24 protein-coding genes and 1 tRNA gene are annotated in these 18,761 nt (G+C 67.6%); 15 read left to right on the top strand and 10 right to left on the bottom strand.

Going from position 1 to position 18,761, the window contains the following annotated elements; genetic code table 11:
• Positions 1 to 62: 62 nt before the first annotated feature.
• Positions 63 to 359, bottom strand: a complete 297-nt coding sequence (locus ACLV7J_RS09145) for a hypothetical protein (RefSeq protein ID WP_411868794.1) — start codon at positions 357 to 359, stop codon at positions 63 to 65.
• A 156-nt stretch (positions 360 to 515) separates the two neighbouring features.
• Between ACLV7J_RS09145 and ACLV7J_RS09140 the strand changes: the two genes are divergently transcribed.
• From ACLV7J_RS09140 to ACLV7J_RS09130, 3 genes are all read left to right on the top strand, one after another.
• Complete coding sequence (locus tag ACLV7J_RS09140; RefSeq protein WP_411868793.1) at positions 516 to 719, top strand: hypothetical protein; 204 nt, start codon at positions 516 to 518, stop codon at positions 717 to 719.
• Positions 720 to 820: 101 nt separating this feature from the next.
• Positions 821 to 1,507 carry a peroxiredoxin-like family protein gene (locus ACLV7J_RS09135; RefSeq protein ID WP_411868792.1) on the top strand — a complete coding sequence of 229 codons (687 nt, stop codon included), beginning with the start codon at positions 821 to 823 and terminating at the stop codon, positions 1,505 to 1,507.
• Between the two features lie 4 nt (positions 1,508 to 1,511).
• Positions 1,512 to 1,667 carry a hypothetical protein gene (locus ACLV7J_RS09130; protein WP_411868791.1) on the top strand — a complete coding sequence of 52 codons (156 nt, stop codon included), beginning with the start codon at positions 1,512 to 1,514 and terminating at the stop codon, positions 1,665 to 1,667.
• 54 nt (positions 1,668 to 1,721) lie between these two features.
• Here the strand turns inward: ACLV7J_RS09130 and ACLV7J_RS09125 are convergent, their stop codons facing one another.
• The 3 genes from ACLV7J_RS09125 to ACLV7J_RS09115 are packed head-to-tail and all read right to left on the bottom strand — an operon-like array spanning position 1,722 to position 3,828.
• Positions 1,722 to 2,069, bottom strand: coding sequence for a hypothetical protein (locus ACLV7J_RS09125; protein WP_411868790.1), 348 nt, complete (start codon positions 2,067 to 2,069; stop codon positions 1,722 to 1,724).
• A 38-nt stretch (positions 2,070 to 2,107) separates the two neighbouring features.
• Positions 2,108 to 2,836 (bottom strand): fatty acid desaturase, encoded by a 729-nt coding sequence (locus tag ACLV7J_RS09120; protein ID WP_411868789.1) that lies wholly within the window; start codon positions 2,834 to 2,836, stop codon positions 2,108 to 2,110.
• A 38-nt stretch (positions 2,837 to 2,874) separates the two neighbouring features.
• A complete protein-coding gene (locus ACLV7J_RS09115; RefSeq protein WP_411868788.1) occupies positions 2,875 to 3,828 on the bottom strand; it encodes an orange carotenoid-binding protein in 954 nt (317 codons plus the stop codon).
• A gap of 465 nt (positions 3,829 to 4,293) precedes the next feature.
• Here ACLV7J_RS09115 and ACLV7J_RS09110 point away from each other — a divergent pair, with 465 nt between their 5' ends.
• A complete protein-coding gene (locus ACLV7J_RS09110; protein WP_411868787.1) occupies positions 4,294 to 4,983 on the top strand; it encodes an esterase/lipase family protein in 690 nt (229 codons plus the stop codon).
• Positions 4,984 to 5,216: 233 nt separating this feature from the next.
• Here ACLV7J_RS09110 and ACLV7J_RS09105 read toward each other — a convergent pair whose 3' ends face one another.
• Positions 5,217 to 5,360: a chlorophyll a/b-binding protein gene (locus ACLV7J_RS09105; RefSeq protein WP_411868786.1), complete on the bottom strand. Its 144-nt coding sequence runs from the start codon at positions 5,358 to 5,360 to the stop codon at positions 5,217 to 5,219.
• Between the two features lie 133 nt (positions 5,361 to 5,493).
• Between ACLV7J_RS09105 and ACLV7J_RS09100 the strand changes: the two genes are divergently transcribed.
• Positions 5,494 to 6,003: a DUF6790 family protein gene (locus ACLV7J_RS09100; RefSeq protein WP_411868785.1), complete on the top strand. Its 510-nt coding sequence runs from the start codon at positions 5,494 to 5,496 to the stop codon at positions 6,001 to 6,003.
• A 33-nt stretch (positions 6,004 to 6,036) separates the two neighbouring features.
• Here ACLV7J_RS09100 and ACLV7J_RS09095 read toward each other — a convergent pair whose 3' ends face one another.
• From ACLV7J_RS09095 to ACLV7J_RS09085, 3 genes are read right to left on the bottom strand one after another with little or no spacing between them, the layout of a single operon-like run.
• On the bottom strand, positions 6,037 to 6,258 hold the full coding sequence (locus tag ACLV7J_RS09095) for a hypothetical protein (RefSeq protein ID WP_411868784.1): 222 nt from the start codon (positions 6,256 to 6,258) through the stop codon (positions 6,037 to 6,039).
• A gap of 52 nt (positions 6,259 to 6,310) precedes the next feature.
• Positions 6,311 to 6,619, bottom strand: a complete 309-nt coding sequence (locus ACLV7J_RS09090; protein WP_411868783.1) for a chaperone modulator CbpM — start codon at positions 6,617 to 6,619, stop codon at positions 6,311 to 6,313.
• Complete coding sequence (locus ACLV7J_RS09085; protein WP_411868782.1) at positions 6,612 to 7,628, bottom strand: DnaJ C-terminal domain-containing protein; 1,017 nt, start codon at positions 7,626 to 7,628, stop codon at positions 6,612 to 6,614. The genes ACLV7J_RS09090 and ACLV7J_RS09085 overlap by 8 nt, the downstream gene beginning before the upstream one ends.
• A 74-nt stretch (positions 7,629 to 7,702) precedes the next feature.
• On the opposite strand from ACLV7J_RS09085, the gene ACLV7J_RS09080 reads away from it, so the two are divergent.
• From ACLV7J_RS09080 to ACLV7J_RS09050, 7 genes are all read left to right on the top strand, one after another.
• The gene (locus ACLV7J_RS09080; RefSeq protein WP_411868781.1) at positions 7,703 to 8,380 is read left to right on the top strand and encodes a hypothetical protein; all 678 of its coding nucleotides are present in this window, start codon (positions 7,703 to 7,705) and stop codon (positions 8,378 to 8,380) included.
• A gap of 131 nt (positions 8,381 to 8,511) precedes the next feature.
• A complete protein-coding gene (locus ACLV7J_RS09075) occupies positions 8,512 to 9,132 on the top strand; it encodes a DUF305 domain-containing protein (protein WP_411868780.1) in 621 nt (206 codons plus the stop codon).
• Positions 9,133 to 9,238: 106 nt separating this feature from the next.
• The gene (locus ACLV7J_RS09070) at positions 9,239 to 9,976 is read left to right on the top strand and encodes a DUF305 domain-containing protein (protein WP_411868779.1); all 738 of its coding nucleotides are present in this window, start codon (positions 9,239 to 9,241) and stop codon (positions 9,974 to 9,976) included.
• An 8-nt stretch (positions 9,977 to 9,984) separates the two neighbouring features.
• Positions 9,985 to 10,212 carry a DUF3721 domain-containing protein gene (locus ACLV7J_RS09065; protein WP_411868778.1) on the top strand — a complete coding sequence of 76 codons (228 nt, stop codon included), beginning with the start codon at positions 9,985 to 9,987 and terminating at the stop codon, positions 10,210 to 10,212.
• A gap of 5 nt (positions 10,213 to 10,217) precedes the next feature.
• Positions 10,218 to 10,508, top strand: a complete 291-nt coding sequence (locus ACLV7J_RS09060) for a hypothetical protein (protein WP_411868777.1) — start codon at positions 10,218 to 10,220, stop codon at positions 10,506 to 10,508.
• 737 nt (positions 10,509 to 11,245) lie between these two features.
• Positions 11,246 to 11,617: an AbrB family transcriptional regulator gene (locus ACLV7J_RS09055; protein ID WP_255125494.1), complete on the top strand. Its 372-nt coding sequence runs from the start codon at positions 11,246 to 11,248 to the stop codon at positions 11,615 to 11,617.
• A gap of 22 nt (positions 11,618 to 11,639) precedes the next feature.
• Positions 11,640 to 12,272 carry an alpha/beta fold hydrolase gene (locus ACLV7J_RS09050; protein WP_411868776.1) on the top strand — a complete coding sequence of 211 codons (633 nt, stop codon included), beginning with the start codon at positions 11,640 to 11,642 and terminating at the stop codon, positions 12,270 to 12,272.
• On the opposite strand, the gene ACLV7J_RS09045 is transcribed toward ACLV7J_RS09050, so the two are convergent.
• Complete coding sequence (locus ACLV7J_RS09045; RefSeq protein ID WP_411868775.1) at positions 12,269 to 12,427, bottom strand: hypothetical protein; 159 nt, start codon at positions 12,425 to 12,427, stop codon at positions 12,269 to 12,271. The two genes, ACLV7J_RS09050 and ACLV7J_RS09045, sit on opposite strands and share 4 nt — an antisense overlap.
• A 212-nt stretch (positions 12,428 to 12,639) precedes the next feature.
• Between ACLV7J_RS09045 and ACLV7J_RS09040 the strand changes: the two genes are divergently transcribed.
• Positions 12,640 to 15,402, top strand: coding sequence for a cation-translocating P-type ATPase (locus ACLV7J_RS09040; protein ID WP_411868774.1), 2,763 nt, complete (start codon positions 12,640 to 12,642; stop codon positions 15,400 to 15,402).
• Complete coding sequence (locus ACLV7J_RS09035; RefSeq protein ID WP_411868773.1) at positions 15,403 to 16,062, top strand: DedA family protein; 660 nt, start codon at positions 15,403 to 15,405, stop codon at positions 16,060 to 16,062.
• Positions 16,063 to 16,149: 87 nt separating this feature from the next.
• Here ACLV7J_RS09035 and ACLV7J_RS09030 read toward each other — a convergent pair.
• A tRNA-Pro gene (locus ACLV7J_RS09030) sits at positions 16,150 to 16,224 on the bottom strand.
• Positions 16,225 to 17,811: 1,587 nt separating this feature from the next.
• Here ACLV7J_RS09030 and ACLV7J_RS09025 point away from each other — a divergent pair.
• A partial coding sequence (locus ACLV7J_RS09025) for an Hsp70 family protein (protein WP_411868772.1) occupies positions 17,812 to 18,761 on the top strand: 950 nt, incomplete at its 3' end.

Below are 18,761 nucleotides of genomic sequence, written 5' to 3'. Positions count from 1 at the left end.
CTCCAGGGGTGTCACGGCCAGCACCCGATTGGGGCCCAGGCCGATGGGGCGATGCCGCGGGTTCAGTCGCCCGCTCGGACCTTCTTGACGGCCAGCCCCGCCTCGGTGGCGGTGACGGCCGCCAGCGCCAGCAGGCCGATCAGGCCCACCAGCTGGTTCTGGGCTTCAGCAGCGGCATCGGCGTTCAGGGCGAGCACGGCCCCGGCCACGAACCAGGCTGTGGCGAGGGCCGAGGTGATCCAGTAGGCCTTCCAGCGGCGCTGATAGAGGTAGCCGGCCCCCAACCCGGGGACCACGTTGAGCACAACGGCCACCCAACCGGCCGAGGCGGCGAGGATCTGCTCACGGGTCGGCGTCATGGCGGCACAGATGGTGGCTGCACTCTGGCGGGCGGAGGCCGGTGGCTGCGGCTCCAGGGCGCAGCAGGATGGGGAGTCCCTGTCGGTCGGCATCGGCGGCAGGCAGATCGGCCGCCGGCAGATGCACCGACCGGCACTCTTTTCACACCCGAGGTGATGACCTACACCATCCAGACCCATGACGCCTGGGGCATCGTCAAGGTTGGGGACTTCCAGTCGCTTGCGGAGGCACGGCAGGCCTTCGCCACGCTCTGCGCCGACCCCTGGTACCGGAGTGATGGCACCGTCCGGGGCGTGGAGCTGGTGGAGAGCCGCCAGGATGGAGAAGGCCAGAGGCTGGCCTGGTTCGCCTTCCAGTAACGGGTTGGCCGTCCCGTCGGGAGCGGTGCCTCCTGCCCGTTCGCGACCCATCCGGCAGTCCAGCCGGCTGCCCGGTACGGTTTGAGCCCCTGGCTGCAGCCATGAAGGCCCCGGAACCGCTGCTGCAACGCCTGGCCCTGCGGCCGGCCCTGGGCTCCGGGTGCCGGCGGCTGGTGGTGCTGCTCACCCAGCTGGGGGACTTCGACAGCCTCGAATACGCCCAGGCCCTGGCCCCGCTGCTGCCCCGCCTCCAGGCCGCCGGCATCGAGGTTGTCGCCATCGGCATCGGCGACGAGGCCGGCCGCCAGCGCTTCTGCGGCTTCACGGGCTTTCCCGCCGACCGGCTGCAGGTGGACGCCACCCCGGAGCTGCACCGGGCCCTGGGGCTCTACCCGGGGCTGACCACCCCCGGCGGCGCCTGGCCGGCGTTGTTGTTGATGTGTGCGGGCATCGGTTCGCCGGGCACCCTCGCCGAAGTGCTGCGCGGCTACACCGGCGACCGCCACGCCCCCCAGCGCCTGGACACACCCCTGTTCGCCCTCGCCGGTGGAGAGGGCTTCCAGCGGCCCTTTGAACTGGCCACGGTGCGGCTGCGCAACATGCTGGAGGTGCTCGGCCACTGGCGCACCTACGTGCCCCGCGACGACTTCATCACCCAGCGCGGTGGCACCTATCTGCTGGAGAGCGACGACTCCGTGCTCTACAGCCACCGCGACCGCGGGATTCTCGGCTTCTCCGAAACGATGGCGCGGCCGTTGAGCTTTCTCGATCCCTACCTGGAGGCCTGACGCCATGGATCGCCGTCATGGGGGCCTGCTTCTGGCGGCTCTGGCCTGCCTGGTGGGCCTTGGGCTCTGGATCGGCGAGATCGATCTGGGCATGGAGGAGTCGATCACCGCCCCTCAGCCTCCCGCTGCCCCGGGCAACGTCCCGACCGGCAAGCCATGACAGCGCTGCGCAGGTGATGGCCTGCTGAACCAGGCGTGTGCCCCTGACTGCGGCTCAGAAGCGCGACATGGCCGCAATCTTGGCCAGTTTCTCGGCGTCCAGACCGGCCAATTCGTCGATCGTCAGCAGGTCGTCCTTCACCAGGCTGGCGAACACGAACAGGATGCCATCGAGGCGGAAGTCGAAGCGGCCTTCCATCGTGTGCCGCTCGATACTGAGATAATCGTGAAGCTGCCACACACTCTCTGCGGAGTGCAGCGCAGCGGCCCTGTCACGCAGGGCGGTCACCAGCCGCTCCACAGCGCGGCCATAGGCGCGCTCAAAGGCCTCCTTGGCAACGCTCTGCTCAGGATCGGTCCACCCTTCCAGCTCCGTCCAGCCTTCGCGCATCGTTTCCACCATCGGTTGAGAGCTCCCAGCTGGCGACGCTACTCGCGTTGTCAGGCCACCGCGAGCGGCCCTGCCGCCTGTCCCTTGAGGCTGCGCCGACGTTCAGCGGGCAGCTGGAACCAGGCCAGCAGGGGCCTGTCGTGATGTTCCCGGTGATAGCCGAAATGGAAGCAGGCCAGCAATGACAGCCAGGGGGGCAGATCCAGGCTGTCGGACTTGGTCCGCAGCAGCGGGGCCCGCTGGACCCGGTGCGGCAGATAGGTGCCGAAGACAAACAGTTGCAGCGAGCTCAGCAGCAGGGGGAGCGTGCAGACCAGCAGCACGTTCAGCCAGCCCGTTCGACTCTGCTGGCAGGCCACCAGGGTCAGGAGGGCCCAGCTGCCCAGCAGCCGCGCCATCTGGCCCGCCGTCAGGTAGCCGGCCATGAACTGCCGATACCAGCCCAGGGCTCCGGCCCCGGGGTCGCTGCAGAAATCAGGATCCCTGGCCGTGGCCTGGAAGCGGTGGTGGCGCTGGTGATTGCGCCGGCACTGCCCATAGGGCAAGGCGGCGTAAAGGGCCAGAACCAGGGCGCCCAGGCGGTCGTTCCAGCCCACCCGCTCGGGCAGCAGCACCCTGTGCATGGCGTCGTGGCCGACGATGAACAGGCCGGTCTGCAGCAGGGTTCGCCCCACCACGGCCGCCAGGATCACCAGACCAGAACACCTGGACAGATCAAGGCTGAGCAGACCGATCAGGGAGATCAGCCAGCCCAGCAGGATCAGTGCGGCCAGGAGCAATCCCGTTCGGGTGGGATTGCTCAGGCGGCGGACGCCAATCAACGGGCGAACTTCAGCAGCTCCGCCGGCGATGCGAGCAGATCGATGGCCACGAAGTAGATCTTGCCATCGGGGTTGAGCAGGAAACGCCAGGCCACGTTCATGCCGACGCCGGCACCGAACCAGGGGGTCTGCACCTTGCCGGTCACCTTGATCTGGGTGAAATCGCCTTCCGTGGGCTCGGCGTAGCCGCGCTCGGGCAGCAGACGCAGGTTCTGGCAGTCCTCCCGGAAGAAGCGCAGGATGGCCTCGCGGCCCACGATCGGCTTCTGGAAGGGGGCCTGAAGGGCGCCGTCGGGAAGGAACAGCTCAATCAGATTGTCGAAATCGTTGGCATTGAGCAGATCCATGTAGTTGTTCACCGTGGGGTTGATCACCCCTTCGATGAACACCCTCTTGCGCTGCTCCTCCGGCGTGGGCGCCGCCACGGGTTCCATCACTCGCTGGCCGTCACCCTTCTGGGGGTCATAGCCCATGTCCACCACGAAGTTGCGCAGCAGGGTGATCTGCTGGCCCTGATCGACCTCCTTCACGGAACTCAGCACGGCCGACGCGTTGGCGGACAGCTGATACCCCTCGGGAATCGGCGCCACCAGACCGGCGGCCATCCACTCACCCAGCTGATACCAGAAGCCCAGCTTGATGTTGACCGACCAGTAGGCATAGGTGCGGCCGATGGCGGTATCGGTGCGATTGGCGAGATCGCACATCACCTGGCTCTGCTCCTCGAAGGACATCGCCTTGATCTGATTGAGCACCGGCTCGGCGAACTGCATCCTGGCGGCACCAGGGGCGGCCACGGTGATGGTGTTGCCCATCTCCAGATAGGCGTACCAGATCAGGGCCAGCTGGTCTTCGGCGCTGAGCAGACGAAAGCGTGCCGTGATGGCAGGCACGAGATCCGCAGACAGCGTTTCAGGAAAGATCTGTGTGGCCTTTTCAAGTGTGAACATCACGGCTCCCGCATTTGTCATAAAGTTTAGCAGGCCGGTTCTGAATGCTGGACCTGGGTTGGTGGTCGGTTATCCCACCACCGCCTGTGTCGCCTGAAGCGGGGGGCACGTGCCCGTCAGTGATAGGCGTTGCAGCGGCCAGCCGCCGCACACGGCATGGGCCTGCAGCGGGGTACGGCATGGGCCGAGGTTGTTGCTGGCCATGGACCGGCCGGCAGAGCTGGAAGGGTGCGGCTGCTCGCGGCTCCGTTGACGTCGTGGCTTGGAACCAGGGCCCCATCGTGATGGTGGATGGCCGCCAATCCCCATGCGCCTCGTTGTCACTTTGTGTCTGAGGCGTGGTTCTGCAGGTTCCTGGCGGCGCTGGCCCCGACCACCCGCTGCGCCGATCCCCGGGGCATTGCACCGTTCCCGGGTCCCGGCCCTTGGGCATGCTGCTGCGGTGCCGTCCGCCCGCCCCCGTCCATGGTTCCGCAGCCGATCGTGATCCTCGGTGGCTTTCTGATCAGCCCGGAGTCCTACGCCCCCATGGCCGAGCGCCTGGAGCAGCTGGCCGGTCAGCCGGTGCGGGTGGTGGCGGTGAGCAAGCTCGACTGGCTGCTCACCGTGTTCGCCTTCGGCTGGGCGCGGATCCTGGATCGGGTGCAGTTGGCGGTGGACGACCTGGCCCGGCAGTCGCCGACGGGTCGGGTGACGTTGATCGGCCACAGCTCCGGCGGCATCATGCTGCGGCTGTTTCTGGATGAGGCTCCGTTCCAGGGTCGCCGCTACGACGGCAAGGCCCTGGCCGATGCCCTGGTGATGCTGGGCAGCCCCCACACGGCCCTCAAGGCCACGGTGCTGCGCCAGATGGTGCAGCAGCGCCTACCGGGCGCGGCCTTTGCCGATCGGGTCCGCTACATCTCGGTGGCGGGAGATCTGAAGCTGGAGGCGGCGACGCCCCTGGCCCAGCGCCTGGCGCCGACGGCCTACCGCAACAGCACCGGCGATGCCGACGACTGCGGCGATGGGCTGGTGCCGGTGGCCTCGGCCCTGCTGGAGGAGTCCACCCCCGTGGTGCTGCCGGGGGTGGCCCATGGCGGCGCCTTCGGCCCCGTCTGGTACGGCACCCCGGAGGTGGTCGAGCGCTGGTGGCGCGACGTCCAGCCGTCCTGAGGGGGGAGTCGGGGGCGGCGTGGGCGTGGACTGCTCAGTCGGCGAGGTCGGGTTGGAGCAGCGCTCCAACGGCCCAGGCGGCAAAGAGCAGCACGGCGACGGTGGCGATCATCGGGAGTTGGTGGAGGAGAGGTCGCTGGGGCGGCTGAGCACGTAGGTCACCATGCCGGTGAGCACCACGATCAGGCCGACGACGGCGCCGATGGCGGCGGTGTAGTTGGTTTCCATGGCGATCAGCCCAGACCGATCTGGGAGAGGATGCCCTGGCCGGTGAGCAGCTCGGTGCCCAGGCCGATCAAGAAGCCGAGCATGGCGAGGCGGCCGTTCCAGGTTTCGGCGAAGGCCACGAAACCGAAGCGGGAAGAGGAGTCAGCCATGGGCCGTTACGAAGTGTTGCGCTCACTGTAACGGAGTGTGACGTGAGCGGGCCGGTGGGGTTCTCCGCCCTCCAGGGGTCGCTGGGCGTCGGCGTGGGGGCGTGGCTAGGGATGGGGCACCTGGGCCACGCGCATGGGTCGTGCACTGCAGCTGTTCCTGGGCCATCTGGATCTCTGGAGCCTGGTGATCGCCCTGATCGGCGGAGGTCTCGCCGTTCGCCGCAGCCCCAGCCCGGCGCGCTGGTCGGAGGCGACCCTGCTGTGGATCGCCTTCTGGGTGCTGGGGGTCAACGGTCTGGTCGGCTTCCTGATGCACCTGCTGCTGGGGCCCTTCATCGCCGCCCAGATCGGCTGGCCCGACAGCCCGTTTCAGAACGAGGTGGCCTACGCCAATCTCACCATCGCGATCCTGGGCTTCTCCGCGGTCTGGCTGCGCCGACGTGACTACCTGCTGGCGGCGATGGTGGCCTACGGCTCCTGGTTCTTCGCCGATGGGGTGGGCCATGCGGTGTCGCTGCTCACCACGGGCAACCGGGCCCCCTCCAACGTGGGCACGATCCTCTACACCGACCTGCTCACGCCGATCCTGGTGGCGGTGCTGCTGTGGCTGAGTCGCGCCGAGCGCACCCGCCTGAAGGGCTGAGGGGGCGCTGGCCTGAAAGGCGTGGATCGGGTCTCAGTCGTTGAGCAGATCAAAGATCGCTTTCTGCAGATCCTTGGACTGCTCCAGTTGATCGAACACCCAGGCCATGGCGGTGGCGGGATTCTGGAAACCCAGTTCCTTGCAGAGCCGCTGGATCACATCGGAGTGCTGCTCGTAGAGGGAGAGATCCGCCACGCTCTGCACCTGCAGATGGCGGCTGATCACCTGGGTGGTGGCGAGATCTCCGGACTCCATGGCAGGGCATCGCTTAGCTGAAACTGTAGGCGGCGTGCTTGGTCTGGGCCCCTCAGCGGGGCAGGAGGCATTCGAGCTCCCGCAGGCGCTGCTCCAGGGCCTCAATGCGCTCCAGGTAGGTGAGGGCGAGGGCCATGCCGGGCGTGTTGAGCCCGAAGGTGTCGCGCAGGGTCGCGGCCCGCCGGGCCTGATGCACCACCCGGGCGTGGAAACTCCAGCCCGAGACGCTCCCCTTGGTTTCCAGTACCCCGAACTCCACCAGTTCCAGCACCTCCGCCTCGGCCAGACCCGAAGCGGCCAGCAACTCGGCCAGGTCCACCCGGCTCTCCGCATCGGCCGGAATCAGCACGTCGTCAGTCATGGGTGGCACCGGCAAAGAAGGACTGGCGTGGGTCGAAGCTGGAGGCGGAGGCCAGCTCAAGGTAGAGCTCCCGTTCGCGCTCGTTGATCTGCCTGGGGGTCACGATCTGCAGCACGCCGTAGAGATCGCCCGCCCCCTCCTGGCGCCTGGGCAGTCCTTTGCCGGCCAGCCGCAGTTTCTGTCCCGCCTGGGCCCCGGCCTGCACGGTCACGCGCACGCGGCCATCGAGGGTGGGCACCGCGATCTCGGCGCCGAGCACCGCTTCCCATGGGGCCAGGGGCAGCGGCAGGTAGAGGTCATGGCCCACCGCCTGGAACAGGCGATGGGGCCTGAGGCGGATGTCGAGGTACACGTCCCCGGGCGGGCCACCGCCACTGCCCGGGCCGCCACGGGCCGGGATGCGCAGCCGCTCGCCGTCGGTCACCCCCTTCGGGACGCGGATGCGCACGGTCTGGCTGTGGCGCTCGAGGCTGCCGTCGGGGCGCCGCTGCGGCACCGGGCGCTCCAGGGTCACGGTGGTGCCGTGCACCACCTCCTCGAGGCTCAGCTCGGCCACGGCCTCGATGTCCTGGCCGCGCATGGGGAAGTCGGGCCGCCCCTGGCGCTGGGAGGCCCGGAACCCCATCTGCTCGAACAGGTCGGCCAGATCCACGTCGCCATGGGGCTGGCCCTGCCAGAAGCGGGTGTCCCAGCCCGGTGGCGGCCGGAAGTCCTCGCCGGCGTGGTGGCGCCCCAGCTCGTCGTAGGCCTGCCGCTTCTCGGGATCGCTGAGGGTTCCGTAGGCCTCACTGATCGCCTTGAAGCGCTCCTCGGCTCCGGCTTCCTTGGAGATGTCGGGGTGAAACTGGCGCGCCAGCCGGCGGTAGGCCTTCTTGATCTCCTCCTCGCTGGCGTCACGGGCCACGCCGAGGGTCTCGTAGTAGTCCTTGAACTTCATCGCCCCCCACCAGCGGCTGGGCCCGGGGGCGGGGGCATGGGCGACGCCATGGCGAAGCGACCGATGCGGCATCGCCACCATCGCCACGCCGCAGAGGCGGCGTCAACGGTGGGGCGTTTCTAGCTTGCGGGCCTCCACCGTCCGCCATGCGTCCGCCGATCGCCGCCGATCCGCCGGGAGGCCCGGGCTTCGACTACCGCCTGCTGCACCGGGTGCCCGCCACGGCGGTGGCCCAGTTCCTCGCCCTGGAGCGACGGCTGCAGGCGGCGGTGCAGGACGTCCCCGGTTTCCTGGGCGAGAGCGGCCCCCGCTACGTGGGTCGGATCCAGGGCCAGCCGGCCCAGCGATCCATCCATCTGTATGAGTCGATCCTGCGCTTCGACGGGCTGGAGAGCTTCCTGCAGTGGATGGACAGCCCCATCCGTCGCGCCATCCTGGAACCGTCCGAACAGCAGGGCTACGCCTACGAGGGGTCCGCCGACTGGGAGGGGTACGCCCGTTGGCTGGCCCAGTCGGTGCGGGGCCGGGTGCCGCTTTGGAAGACCAACCTGCTGGTGCTGCTCGTTCTCTATCCCACGGTGATGGCGTTGACCATGGCCCTGCACGGTCTGCCGTGGGATTTCCACGCCAAGCTGCTGCTCGGCAATGTCGGCAGCGTCGCCATCACCGGCTGGCTGCTGGTGCCCTGGGTCAGCCGCCTCTACGGCCCCTGGGCCGAGGGGCTGGGCTCCCCGGGGGAGCGGGCCCTGGCCCTGGCCTCGATCGTGGGGCTGCTGGTGGCGATGCTGCAGCTGTTCCGCAGCCTGCCCGCCACGCTCTGGTGAGCTGGATCGGGACGCGTGCCATCGGCCCCAGGCGCTGCAGCGCCAGCTCTGAGCCCCGGCGGCCCCAGTCCCGTTCGGCGACATCGTGATCAAGCTGGAGCTAGTCCCCTGCGTCGGAGGCCGCCGTGGCCATGAAGTCCACGCCTCGCTGGAGCTGGGCGGCGGCCCTCGCCGCCGGGTTGCTCGTCAGTTCAGCCCTGGAGCCGCCGGCCGCAGCGGCGGCTCCAGGGCCGCCCGTTGGCGCGGGCCCGGGGGCCATGGGCCTGCCGATGGGGATGCGGCCGGCGGACCAGCGCTTCATCGTGATGATGATTCCCCATCACGATGGGGCGATCGCCATGGCCGATCTGGCGCTCACCCGGGCCAGGCGGCCGGAGATCAAGGCCCTGGCCCAGCGGATCAAGGCCAGCCAGAGCGAGGAAAACGCCCAGATGCGCCGCTGGTACCGCCAGTGGTTCGGCGCCGCCGTGCCGGCCTGGACGCTGGGCGGTCCGGGGTCAGGCCTGGGGATGGGCATGGGGTCCGGCATGCCGGGCATGGCCACCAGCCTGGAGGCGCTCAAGGCCGCGCCCGATTTCGATCGCGCCTTCATCGAGCAGATGATTCCCCATCACCGCATGGGCGTGATGATGGCCTCCCACGCCCAGTGGAACAGCCAGCATCCCGAGCTGCGGCGCCTGCAGGCCGCCATGGTGACCGCGCAGAGCCGGGAGATCGGGCAGATGGAGCAGTGGTATCGCCGGTGGTATTGACAGCGGTACGGCTCCTGAACGCCGTGCGGCCCGGCCCCGCCACCCCTTGACTCTCCACCAACGGGAGGCTGCACGGTAGGGCTGGTGTCCTCTCCCCCCGCCCGCGATGCGTCCTGTCCTGGCGACTCTCGCCCTGTTGGGCCTGCTGGTGCCGATGGCCCGGGCCCAGGCGCCGTCCCCTGCGCACGACCAGCACCATCTGCACCACCAGCACCACAGTCCGCCGCAGCCGGCCCCGGCCGCTGGGGCCCCGCGGGTGGTTGAAGGGTCGATGGATCACAGTGCCCATGGCCATGGGCTGGGCGCCGCCGGCAGCACCTACGACCTGCGCTGGATCGACGCCATGGTGCAGCACCACACCGGTGCGCTGCGCATGAGCGAGCTGGTGTTCGACATCGGCCAGCCAGGGGTGGGGGCGCTGGCCAAGGCCATCTGGCGGGACCAGGCCCAGGAGATCAAGGCCATGGGGCAGTGGCGCCGGGCCTGGTATCCGGAGGCGCCCGTGTATCCCGTGGCCCTGAAGGCCGGTGGGGATCCCAACAGCCTGGCCGGCCTGGAGCGGATGAGCCCCGCCCAGATCGCGGCCATGCGCATGACCGGCAGCACCCCCACCAGGGCCAACCGCGTCACCTGGTTCCTGGAGGGGATGCTCGCCCACCACGGCGGCGCCCTGGAGATGGCCCACGATGCGCTGCGCAACTCCACCAACAGCACCATCCGGCGGCTGGCGCGGCAGATCATCGTGGCCCAGCGCCGCGAGATCCTCGAGCTGCGGCGCATGCTCCGGCGTGATGGCCTCGATCGGCCGGAGTACTACCGCTACGACGCCCTGTTCTCCTCCTGATGGCCGCCATGACGGGGATCCGAGCGGTGGACGCGCTGGCCGGCCTGCTGCTGCTGGGTACGGCTCTGCTGCTGCCGGCTGAGGCCCTGGCCCATGCCAAGGGGCTCTACAAAACCCAGGCCGAGGCGGAGGCCAGGGCCAGGCAGCTGGGCTGCAAGGGCACCCACGTCAACAACGGCCTGTGGATGCCCTGCGGCCACGAGGCCCTGCTCCACAAGGAGCTGAGGGAGGAGTGATCCCCATGCCCCGATCCCACTCCCCACGCTGGCGCCGTCTGCATCGCCTCTTGGTGCCGCTGGCTGCCGCACCCCTGCTGCTGACGGCCGCCAGCGGCTCCCTCTACAGCGTGCTGCTGGAGCGTGGAGTGGACGCCTTCTGGCTGCTCAGGATTCATACGGGCCGCTTCGGCCCCCTCAATCTGCAGCCCTATTACTCCGTGCTCCTGGGGCTGCTCACGCTGGTGGTGATCCTCTCCGGTGTCGGCCTGCTGCTCTCCAGGGGCCGGTCACAGCAGGACGGCCCGCTGCTGTAGCGCCCTGGCCTGGCTCACCCCGATGATCGCTGGGTCGGCCATGGCCCTGGGTTCGCTGTCGGTGATCGTGAACTCTTCGCTGCTGCGCCGCTACCGCCGCGCCTGGCCGAGGCGGCCTGAGCTCAGGTGCCCTGGGAGTGGGACACGTGGGGCAAACCGCCGTGGGAGGGGCGGGAATGGGACCTCTCCAGTCCCGTCCTAGGCGTCAAAGACGCTTAGTTTGAAGTTGAGGGAAGGCAGGCCCCCCAACCTCCCCTCCAGTCCGTCGATGGGTCCCCGAGGTGATGCCCTTGGTGCAGGTCCAACTCCGTTCAGGAGTGGCGGGTGTGAGCGCCATCTCCTCCTTGTTCTCTCCCTGACGCCCGGTTCTCTACTGGGTGACGGTGCAGCCGTCGATTCGAATCCCCCGCCGTGCTCTCCGGCGGGGGATTGGCGTTGCAGGCTGCTGGTACCGATGGCCATTGCCGCGGGGCCGGTGGCCCGTCGCCCATCCTGAACCTGGGGCGATCCGCTGGTGGGCCCACGACCGCAGTCCGTGGCCGCGGCTATCGCTGCAGCGAGGTCGGCTCCGATGCCAACGTCCGGAAACTCTGCCGCCAGGGCCACACCACCTCCGGGGGCTTCGGAGATGGCGGTGCCTGGGAAAGTCTGCCGCGCCGTGATGACGGCGAACCACACCGCTCGTGCTTGCGGTTGGCCGTTTTCTGTGTAAGTTGTGTGCACTTCCATCCCCACGCATGGCACTCACTGGATCTGATCTGCTGGCCAAGGTCAAGGAGCTCGGCGATGCCTCCAAGTCCGATCTGGTTCGGGCCGCCGGCTACGTGAGCACCAAGAAGGACGGCAGCGAGCGCCTCAACTTCACCGCCTTCTATGAGGCGCTGCTGGAGGCCAAGGGCGTCAGCCTTGGCGAGACCGGCGGTAAGGGCAAGGGCAAAGGCGGCCGCTCCCTGAGCTATGTGGCCAAGGTGCAGTTCAACGGCAACCTGCTGGTGGGCAAGGCCTACACCGCCCTGCTGGACCTCAAGCCCGGCGATGAATTCGAGATCAAGCTGGGCAAGAAGCAGATCCGCCTGGTGCCCGCCGGCGGCAGCGACGAGGAGGAGTGAGCTGACCGCCCAGCCGCGCCTGTTGGACGGCCCGGCCCAGGCGCCGGCCACCCTGCTGCTGGCCCATGGCGCCGGGGCCCCGATGGACAGCCCCTTCATGGCGGCGATCGCCGCCGGGCTGGCCCAGCGGGGCTGGCGCGTGGTGCGCTTTGAGTTCCCGTACATGGCCCGCAGCCGCGAGACGGGCCGTCAGCACGGACCCGATCGGATGCCGGTGCTGCAGGAGTCGTTCCGCGAGCAGGTGCAGCTGGAGCGGGCCGCCTGCCCCGAGCAGCCCCTGGTGATCGGGGGCAAGTCCATGGGCGGGCGGGTGGCCAGCCTGCTGGTGGATGACCTGGCCGCCAGCCATGGCGTGCGGGGTTGCCTGTGCCTGGGCTACCCCTTCCACCCTCCGGGCAAGCCGCAGACCCTGCGCACCGAGCACCTGGCCGGCCTGCAGACCCCCACCCTGATCGTGCAGGGGGAGCGCGACACCTTCGGGAAGCGGCCGGAGGTGGAGGGCTACAGCCTCTCGCCCCAGGTGCACCTGCAGTGGATCCCCTCTGGCGACCACAGCTTCAAGCCCACCCGCAGCTCCGGCCTCAGCGAGGAGCAGGCCCTGGCCGCGGCGGTGGCCTGCAGCCATGGGTTCCTGGCCGAGCTGCTCAAGGCCTAACGCCTGGACTCCTGGCGTTGGAGGGTTCTGGGCGCCGGCCGCAGTGGCTTCGGAATCTGCAGCTGCTGCTCCGCCCAGTGGGCGGTGAGGGCGGCCAGGAGGCTGAGGCGATCGCCGTGGATGCGCACCATGGAGAGTCGGTGATGGCTGGCCACCAGCCTGAATCGGGCCGCTGATGGGCCGTGTTCACGGGCGACAGGCGGCCCGCATCGAAAGGCACAGACCGGCTGATCCATCGATACGTTCCGGCGGGACTCGCGGCCCGCTGGTGAAGCCCTCGAGCCCCCCAGCGAGGGGCCCTCACCCACCCAGTCGCCAGCCAACTTAAGGTCGACCCCAATTACGGCGCCCTGAGCGCGTCTCCTCCTTGTCGCGACCCGCTTCCAGCCCCTGGTACGCCCTCAGCCCTGACGACTGCCTCGAGCAGCTTCAGGCCAGCCGTGACGGCCTGACCACGGCCGACTCTGCCCGTCGACTGGCGGACACCGGACCCAACCGCATCGAGCTGGCGGCGGGCCGCAGCAACCTGCAGATCCTCTGGGATCAGTTCAGCAACGTGATGCTGATCATGTTGCTGGCGGTCGCGGCCGTCTCGGCAGCGGTGTCGGTCCACCAGAAGGAGTTCCCCAAGGATGCGATCGCGATCCTGGTGATCGTAGTGCTCAACGGCCTCCTCGGCTATCTGCAGGAAAGCAAGGCCCAGCAGGCCCTGCTCGCCCTGCGCAACATGGCGCAGCCCCTGGTGCAGGTGCGTCGCGACGGCAGCTGGCAGCGCTTCAGCAGCGAACTGCTGGTGCCGGGTGACCTGATCCGTCTCGAGGCCGGCGACCGGGTGCCCGCGGATGCGCGTCTGCTGGAGGCCGCGGATCTGGGGGTGCGCGAGGCCGCCCTCACCGGCGAGACCGAAGCGGTGTTCAAGCGGCCGGAGCTGCTGATGGAGCCCGGCACTCCCGTGCTGGAGCGGCTGAACTGTCTGTTCCAGGGCACCGAGGTGGTGCGCGGCCGGGGCGTGGCGGTGGTGAGTGCCACCGGCATGGCCACGGAACTGGGTCAGATCGCTGAACTGATCAACACCGCCGGCGGCGAGAGCACCCCCCTGCAGGAGCGCCTCGACGGCCTGGCCAAGGTGCTGGTGGGCAGCGCCCTGGCTCTGGTGGGCGTGGTGGTGGCGCTCGGCCTGCTGCTGAAGCAGGACCCGCTCAACCTGCTGGAGATCTCCCTGTCGATGGCGGTGGCCATCGTTCCCGAGGGCCTGCCCGCGGTGATCACGGTGACCCTGGCGATCGGGACCCAGCGCATGGTGCACCGCGCCGCCCTGATCCGGCGTCTGCCGGCGGTGGAGGGCCTGGGTTCGGTCACCGTGATCTGCTCCGACAAGACCGGCACCCTCACCCAGAACCGCCAGGTGGTGCAGGAGCTGCGGCTCGGCACCACCAGCGTGGCCGTGGGCGGCCAGGGCTATGTCCCCCACGGTTCTTTCACCGCCAGCCCCCTCACGCCTCCTGCCGGGGCCGTGGCCGGCAGTCCCGAGGGCCTGCAGCGCCTGCTGCTTCAGGCCGCCGTGCTCTGCAGCGACGCCGAACTGCGCCAGGCCGCCGATGGCACCTGGGAGATCCTCGGCGACCCCACCGAGGGGGCCCTGTCGGTGGTGGCCGAGAAGGACGGCATCGACGATTTCGAACTGCGCAGCCATTTCCAGCGGGCTGCCGAGATTCCCTTCAGCTCCGAGCGCCAGCTGATGGCCGTGTGGATCGACGATCCCCACGGACAGCTCCAGACCCCCCTGGGCCCCACCGCGGCCGGATCCCAGCGGCTGCTGATCAGCAAGGGTGCGCCTGAAGTCATCATCGCCAGCTGCGACCGCTGGATCGACGGCTCGGGGGTGACGGCGCTCAGCTCCGATCAGCGCCAGTGGTGGATCGAGCAGGCCCGAGAGCTGGCCGCCAGCGGACTGCGGGTGTTGGCGTTTGCCTGCGCGCCCCACCATCCCAGCCCGGAGCGGGAGCTCGAGCAGCAGGTGCTGCTGGGCCTCATGGCCCAGCTGGATCCCGCCAGGCCCGAGGTGACCGAGGCCGTGGCCACCTGCCGCGAGGCCGGCATCCGGCCCGTGATGATCACCGGCGATCACCCCCTCACCGCCCGCGCCATCGGCACCACCATCGGCCTCACCACCAGCGACGGCGAGGTGATCCTTGGCCGGGAGCTGGAGGCCATGGAGGAGCCGGCCCTGCGGGAGGCGGTGGCGCGCTGCAGCGTCTACGCCCGGGTGGCCCCCGAGCAGAAGCTGCGCATCGTCAAGGCCCTGCAGGCCAATGGCCAGGTGGTGGCCATGACCGGCGACGGCGTCAACGACGCCCCGGCCCTGAAGCAGGCCCACATCGGCGTGGCCATGGGCATCACCGGCACGGAGGTGAGCAAGGAGGCCGCCGACATGGTGCTGCTCGACGACAACTTCGCCACGATCGTGAGCGCGGTGGAGGAGGGCCGGCTGGTGTATGCCAACATCCGCCGCTTTGTGAAGTACATCCTCGGCAGCAACGTGGGTGAGCTGATCACCATCGCCGCCGCCCCCCTGGTGGGGCTGATGGGTGTGCCGCTCACGCCCCTGCAGATCCTCTGGATGAACCTGGTGACCGACGGGGTTCCGGCCCTGGCCCTGGCCCTGGAGCCGGGAGAGGAGGGCCTGATGGAGCGGCCTCCGGCCCGCCCGGGTGAGTCGATCTTCGCCCGCGGCATCGGCACCTACATCCTGCGCGTCGGTGTGGTGTTTGCCGCCATCACGATCGTGATGATGGTCTACGCCGCCCGCACCGGCGCCCCCTGGCAGACCATGGTGTTCACCACCCTGTGCCTGGCCCAGATGGGTCACGCCCTCTCCGCGCGCAGCGACCTGCCCCTGTTCCAGGTGCCCCCCTTCTCCAACCCCTGGCTGCTCTGGGCTGTGGTGCTGACCAGTGGTCTGCAGATGCTGCTGCTCTACGTGCCATCCCTCTCCAGCTTCTTCGGCACCACCCCCCTGCCCCTCCACGACCTGCTGGTCTGCGTGGGCTTCAGCCTCGTGTTCTTCCTGTATCTCGAGCTGGACAAAATCTGGCGGCTGTGGCGCCGGCGGACCAACGCCAATACCTGAGTGGCGCTGGAGGGTTTCGTTGACAGCCTGGTCCAGCAGATCTCGGCAGCCGTTGAGGTCAATCCCTGGCAGGCGTACGGGCTCATCGCCCTGGCCCTGTTACTGGAAAACCTGATCCCGCCGATCCCCACGGAACTGGTGATGCCCCTGGCGGGCTTCCTGGTGCATCAGCAGAAACTGGAGCTGGTGTTCGTGATCCTGGCTGGCCTGGTCGGCACGGTTCTCGGGGCCGTGTTCTGGTACGGCGTGGGCCGCCTGATCAATGAAGAGCGGCTGGAGCACTGGCTGCGCCGCCGGGGGCGCTGGCTGGGCCTGCGGGCGGAGGATCTGGCCACCAGCCGCCGCTGGTTCGCCCGCCATGGGGCGGCGGTGGTGTTCTGGGGCCGCATCGTGCCGGGGGTGCGTCCCTTCGTGTCGCTGCCTGCTGGCATTGAACTGATGCCGCTGGGTCCGTTCCTGCTCTGGACGAGTGCGGGCAGCCTGATCTGGGTGGTGGCGCTCACCCTGGCGGGTTCGGCGCTGGGGGCCAACTACGCCCTGGTCATCGATGGACTGCTCTGGGTTGCCACCCTGGTGCGCGATGGCGTGCTGCTGATCGTGCTGGCGGCAGGGGTCTGGGTTGCGCTGCGCTGGCTCCGGAATCGACGGGGTCGTGGCTGAGGCGACCCTCCGCGCCAGCTGCGCACCGCCGCCCTGGACGGGCCAACAGAAAGGGCCCCCGGAATCCCCGGGAGCCCCTCTTGTCACTGGAATCGGGGTGACAGGATTCGAACCTGCGACCTAATGCTCCCAAAGCACTTGTGTCCCGACTAGACCCCCGATCCACTCCCATGCCAGCCCGCGCCTCCCCCTGGCAAGTGAAGTGCGTACGTATCAGCACAGGGGGACACTCGCAGATTTATCCGAGGGAGATAACACCCTTGTGTGTATTCCTCCCTATCTCCCTGCCTCCAAACCCTACCCCCAGGCACAGCAAAGCCCGGCTCGTTCGGGAACGGTGGCTGGGCTCTGCAGAGGGGAGAAGTGCGACCCACTCGCCTGCCAAGAGTATATCAGTACTGCCACAGTGGATCTGTGAATCACTAATCCCCATGCGCTGATGCAGGTCGAGAGCGTGAGCTGCGCTACTGTCTTCAACGAGTAGTTATACGACACTAGTTGGAGTAGTGTCACTAGAGGCAATTCCCCGACGCAGACCTGAACCGTGGGAAGCCATGGCAAAGCCGCTAAACCAGGAATAACGTGACAGCCGCTTCAGAGAGCAGCTATTGACCCGGCGAGCTGTAGAGGCAATAAATACACTGAGCCAGACCTCTCCCCAGAGCCCACAGAGCCCACAGAGCCCACAGAGCCCACAGAGGCCACAGGAGAGCCTCCTGAGTTTGATTCACGGAGCTGGGCCCTCAATGCCAGGGTTACTGTCCTGCTGGTCTCCCGATACGGCACCCGCTGAGCCCATAGCCAATAGAGGCCGAAGCGAGACAGATCCGCTGTGTTGTAAGGGGCCTGAAACTCGTGTTGCATATGTGTGGAACTGATGAACCCCGCCGACGCCCCGCGTAGTGGTTTGGTCACGGGCTCCAATGGAGACCAAAATAGCTTGGATCACCACTGTCTGTTCTGTTGGACAACTGGTTTACAGCGGCGTTGATTGCCATTAGACGGTCTGGCCTGACGTGAGTCGGAGGACCAAACGCGAAACAAGCCAGGGCATGGGCCTACAGAGCAGCGTGACCTTTGACGGCTAGACCAGCCGCAGGCGGAGCAGCGTTGCTCGCCCCAGCCTGATGCCTGACTGGAGGCCCCCACCATCGCCACAGCAAGAAGGAGCTTATCGAGGCTGGTGGGGAGGGCCACTTGGCAATCGACTATCTCGAGATCCTATTGGGTGAGAAGCTTGGTTTGCTGGTCAAAGTATTATTTACTGGCATCTATTCTCAGATAACAGCAGGGCCTGCCTTTTAGGCCCTGGGGCATCCTGCTTTGCGCTTGTCTGATGTGAATTCCACCCAGACTGCACATTCCGCGAATTAACCAGAAGGGGGAGCGGCTCATCGAGGCTCTGCCCGAGGAGTGGGCTTACTCAGTAACGAGCTAATCATTAGGCATCTCATTATCTGAAGTTCGATTCATATTGCAAGTGTCATATGGCTTGGTGGGCTACTCTCTTGACCGGCGTCTTGGTCGGTTGCGGATCACTAAATATCCTGATGGTAATACACCTGCGCATGACGGTCATTTCTGGCGAGGGTGATCGTGGTCTATGGCTCGGAAGTCTGGGCGCAAGCTATTGTGAACCCAGTGAAGGGCGTCACAGTCTTCTGGCATGGGATTGTCCATCCGCTTTGCCACCAGCAATGGACAGAGCTAAGCGGTTGCGGTCCCCGGATGGCTGGCTAACTCGAAAATATGAGCAAGGTCGTCGGCATTGACCTCGGCACCACCAAAAGCTGTGTGGCGCTGATGGAGGGCGGCAAGGCTATTGTGATTCCCAATGCTGAAGGACTCCGCACTACTCCTTCTGTGGTGGCTTACGCCAAGAACCAGGACAAGTTGGTAGGCCAGATCGCTAAACGTCAGGCGGTGATGAATCCCGAGAATACCTTTTATTCGGTGCAACGTTTCGTTGGACGCCTGGCCGACGAGGTGAAAGAGGAGTCGGCGGAGGTGGGTTATGGGGTGGATATGTCCGCCTTGAGCATCCGTGTACAGTGCCCCGTACTTGACAAGCAGTTTGCGCCCGAGCAGATCCTGGCCGAGGTGCTACGTAAGCTTGCTGAAGATACCAGTAAATATCTAGGCGAAAGTGTTGATCAGGTCGTGATCACTATTCCCTCGTATTTCAACGACTCCCAGCGCCTTGCTATCAAGCATGCCGGCATGATCGCAGGGTTAGAGGTGCTGAGGACGATCAGCCATCCTGTCGCCGCTGCTCTGGCCTACGGCCTCGACAAGAAGAGCAACGAGCGCATCCTGGTGTTCGACCTGGGCGGCGGCACCTTCGACGTGTCCGTGCTCGAGGTGGGCGACGGCGTGTTCGAGGTGCTCTCCACCTCCGGTGACACCCACCTGGGCGGCGACGACTTCGACAAGGTGATCGTCGATTACCTCGCCGACAGCTTCAAGGCCAACGAGGGCATCGACCTGCGCCAGGACAAGCAGGCCCTGCAGCGCCTCACCGAGGCGGCCGAGAAGGCCAAGATCGAGCTTTCCAGCGCCACCCAGAGCGAGATCAACCTGCCGTTCATCACGGCCACCCCCGAGGGCCCCAAGCACCTCGACCTCACCCTCACCCGCGCCAAGTTCGAGGAGCTGGCCTCCAAGCTCATCGACCGCTGCCGCGTGCCGGTGGAGCAGGC

This window comes from Vulcanococcus limneticus LL (assembly GCF_943369875.1).
GTDB classification, from domain to species: Bacteria; Cyanobacteriota; Cyanobacteriia; order PCC-6307; family Cyanobiaceae; genus Vulcanococcus; species Vulcanococcus limneticus_A.
The sequence above is the reverse complement of the archived record's forward strand: the minus strand, read 5'-3'. Positions and strand labels throughout refer to the sequence as shown.

Excerpts from the sequence above, each read along its gene's own strand:
- ACLV7J_RS09145 (WP_411868794.1), bottom strand. The coding sequence starts at position 359 with ATGACGCCGACCCGTGAGCAGATCCTCGCCGCCTCGGCCGGTTGGGTG.
- ACLV7J_RS09140 (WP_411868793.1), top strand. The coding sequence starts at position 516 with ATGACCTACACCATCCAGACCCATGACGCCTGGGGCATCGTCAAGGTT.
- ACLV7J_RS09135 (WP_411868792.1), top strand. The coding sequence starts at position 821 with ATGAAGGCCCCGGAACCGCTGCTGCAACGCCTGGCCCTGCGGCCGGCC.
- ACLV7J_RS09130 (WP_411868791.1), top strand. The coding sequence starts at position 1,512 with ATGGATCGCCGTCATGGGGGCCTGCTTCTGGCGGCTCTGGCCTGCCTG.
- ACLV7J_RS09125 (WP_411868790.1), bottom strand. The coding sequence starts at position 2,069 with ATGGTGGAAACGATGCGCGAAGGCTGGACGGAGCTGGAAGGGTGGACC.
- ACLV7J_RS09115 (WP_411868788.1), bottom strand. The coding sequence starts at position 3,828 with ATGTTCACACTTGAAAAGGCCACACAGATCTTTCCTGAAACGCTGTCT.
- ACLV7J_RS09110 (WP_411868787.1), top strand. The coding sequence starts at position 4,294 with ATGGTTCCGCAGCCGATCGTGATCCTCGGTGGCTTTCTGATCAGCCCG.
- ACLV7J_RS09105 (WP_411868786.1), bottom strand. The coding sequence starts at position 5,360 with ATGGCTGACTCCTCTTCCCGCTTCGGTTTCGTGGCCTTCGCCGAAACC.
- ACLV7J_RS09100 (WP_411868785.1), top strand. The coding sequence starts at position 5,494 with ATGGGTCGTGCACTGCAGCTGTTCCTGGGCCATCTGGATCTCTGGAGC.
- ACLV7J_RS09095 (WP_411868784.1), bottom strand. The coding sequence starts at position 6,258 with ATGGAGTCCGGAGATCTCGCCACCACCCAGGTGATCAGCCGCCATCTG.
- ACLV7J_RS09090 (WP_411868783.1), bottom strand. The coding sequence starts at position 6,619 with ATGACTGACGACGTGCTGATTCCGGCCGATGCGGAGAGCCGGGTGGAC.
- ACLV7J_RS09085 (WP_411868782.1), bottom strand. The coding sequence starts at position 7,628 with ATGCCGCATCGGTCGCTTCGCCATGGCGTCGCCCATGCCCCCGCCCCC.
- ACLV7J_RS09080 (WP_411868781.1), top strand. The coding sequence starts at position 7,703 with ATGCGTCCGCCGATCGCCGCCGATCCGCCGGGAGGCCCGGGCTTCGAC.
- ACLV7J_RS09075 (WP_411868780.1), top strand. The coding sequence starts at position 8,512 with ATGAAGTCCACGCCTCGCTGGAGCTGGGCGGCGGCCCTCGCCGCCGGG.
- ACLV7J_RS09070 (WP_411868779.1), top strand. The coding sequence starts at position 9,239 with ATGCGTCCTGTCCTGGCGACTCTCGCCCTGTTGGGCCTGCTGGTGCCG.
- ACLV7J_RS09065 (WP_411868778.1), top strand. The coding sequence starts at position 9,985 with ATGACGGGGATCCGAGCGGTGGACGCGCTGGCCGGCCTGCTGCTGCTG.
- ACLV7J_RS09060 (WP_411868777.1), top strand. The coding sequence starts at position 10,218 with ATGCCCCGATCCCACTCCCCACGCTGGCGCCGTCTGCATCGCCTCTTG.
- ACLV7J_RS09055 (WP_255125494.1), top strand. The coding sequence starts at position 11,246 with ATGGCACTCACTGGATCTGATCTGCTGGCCAAGGTCAAGGAGCTCGGC.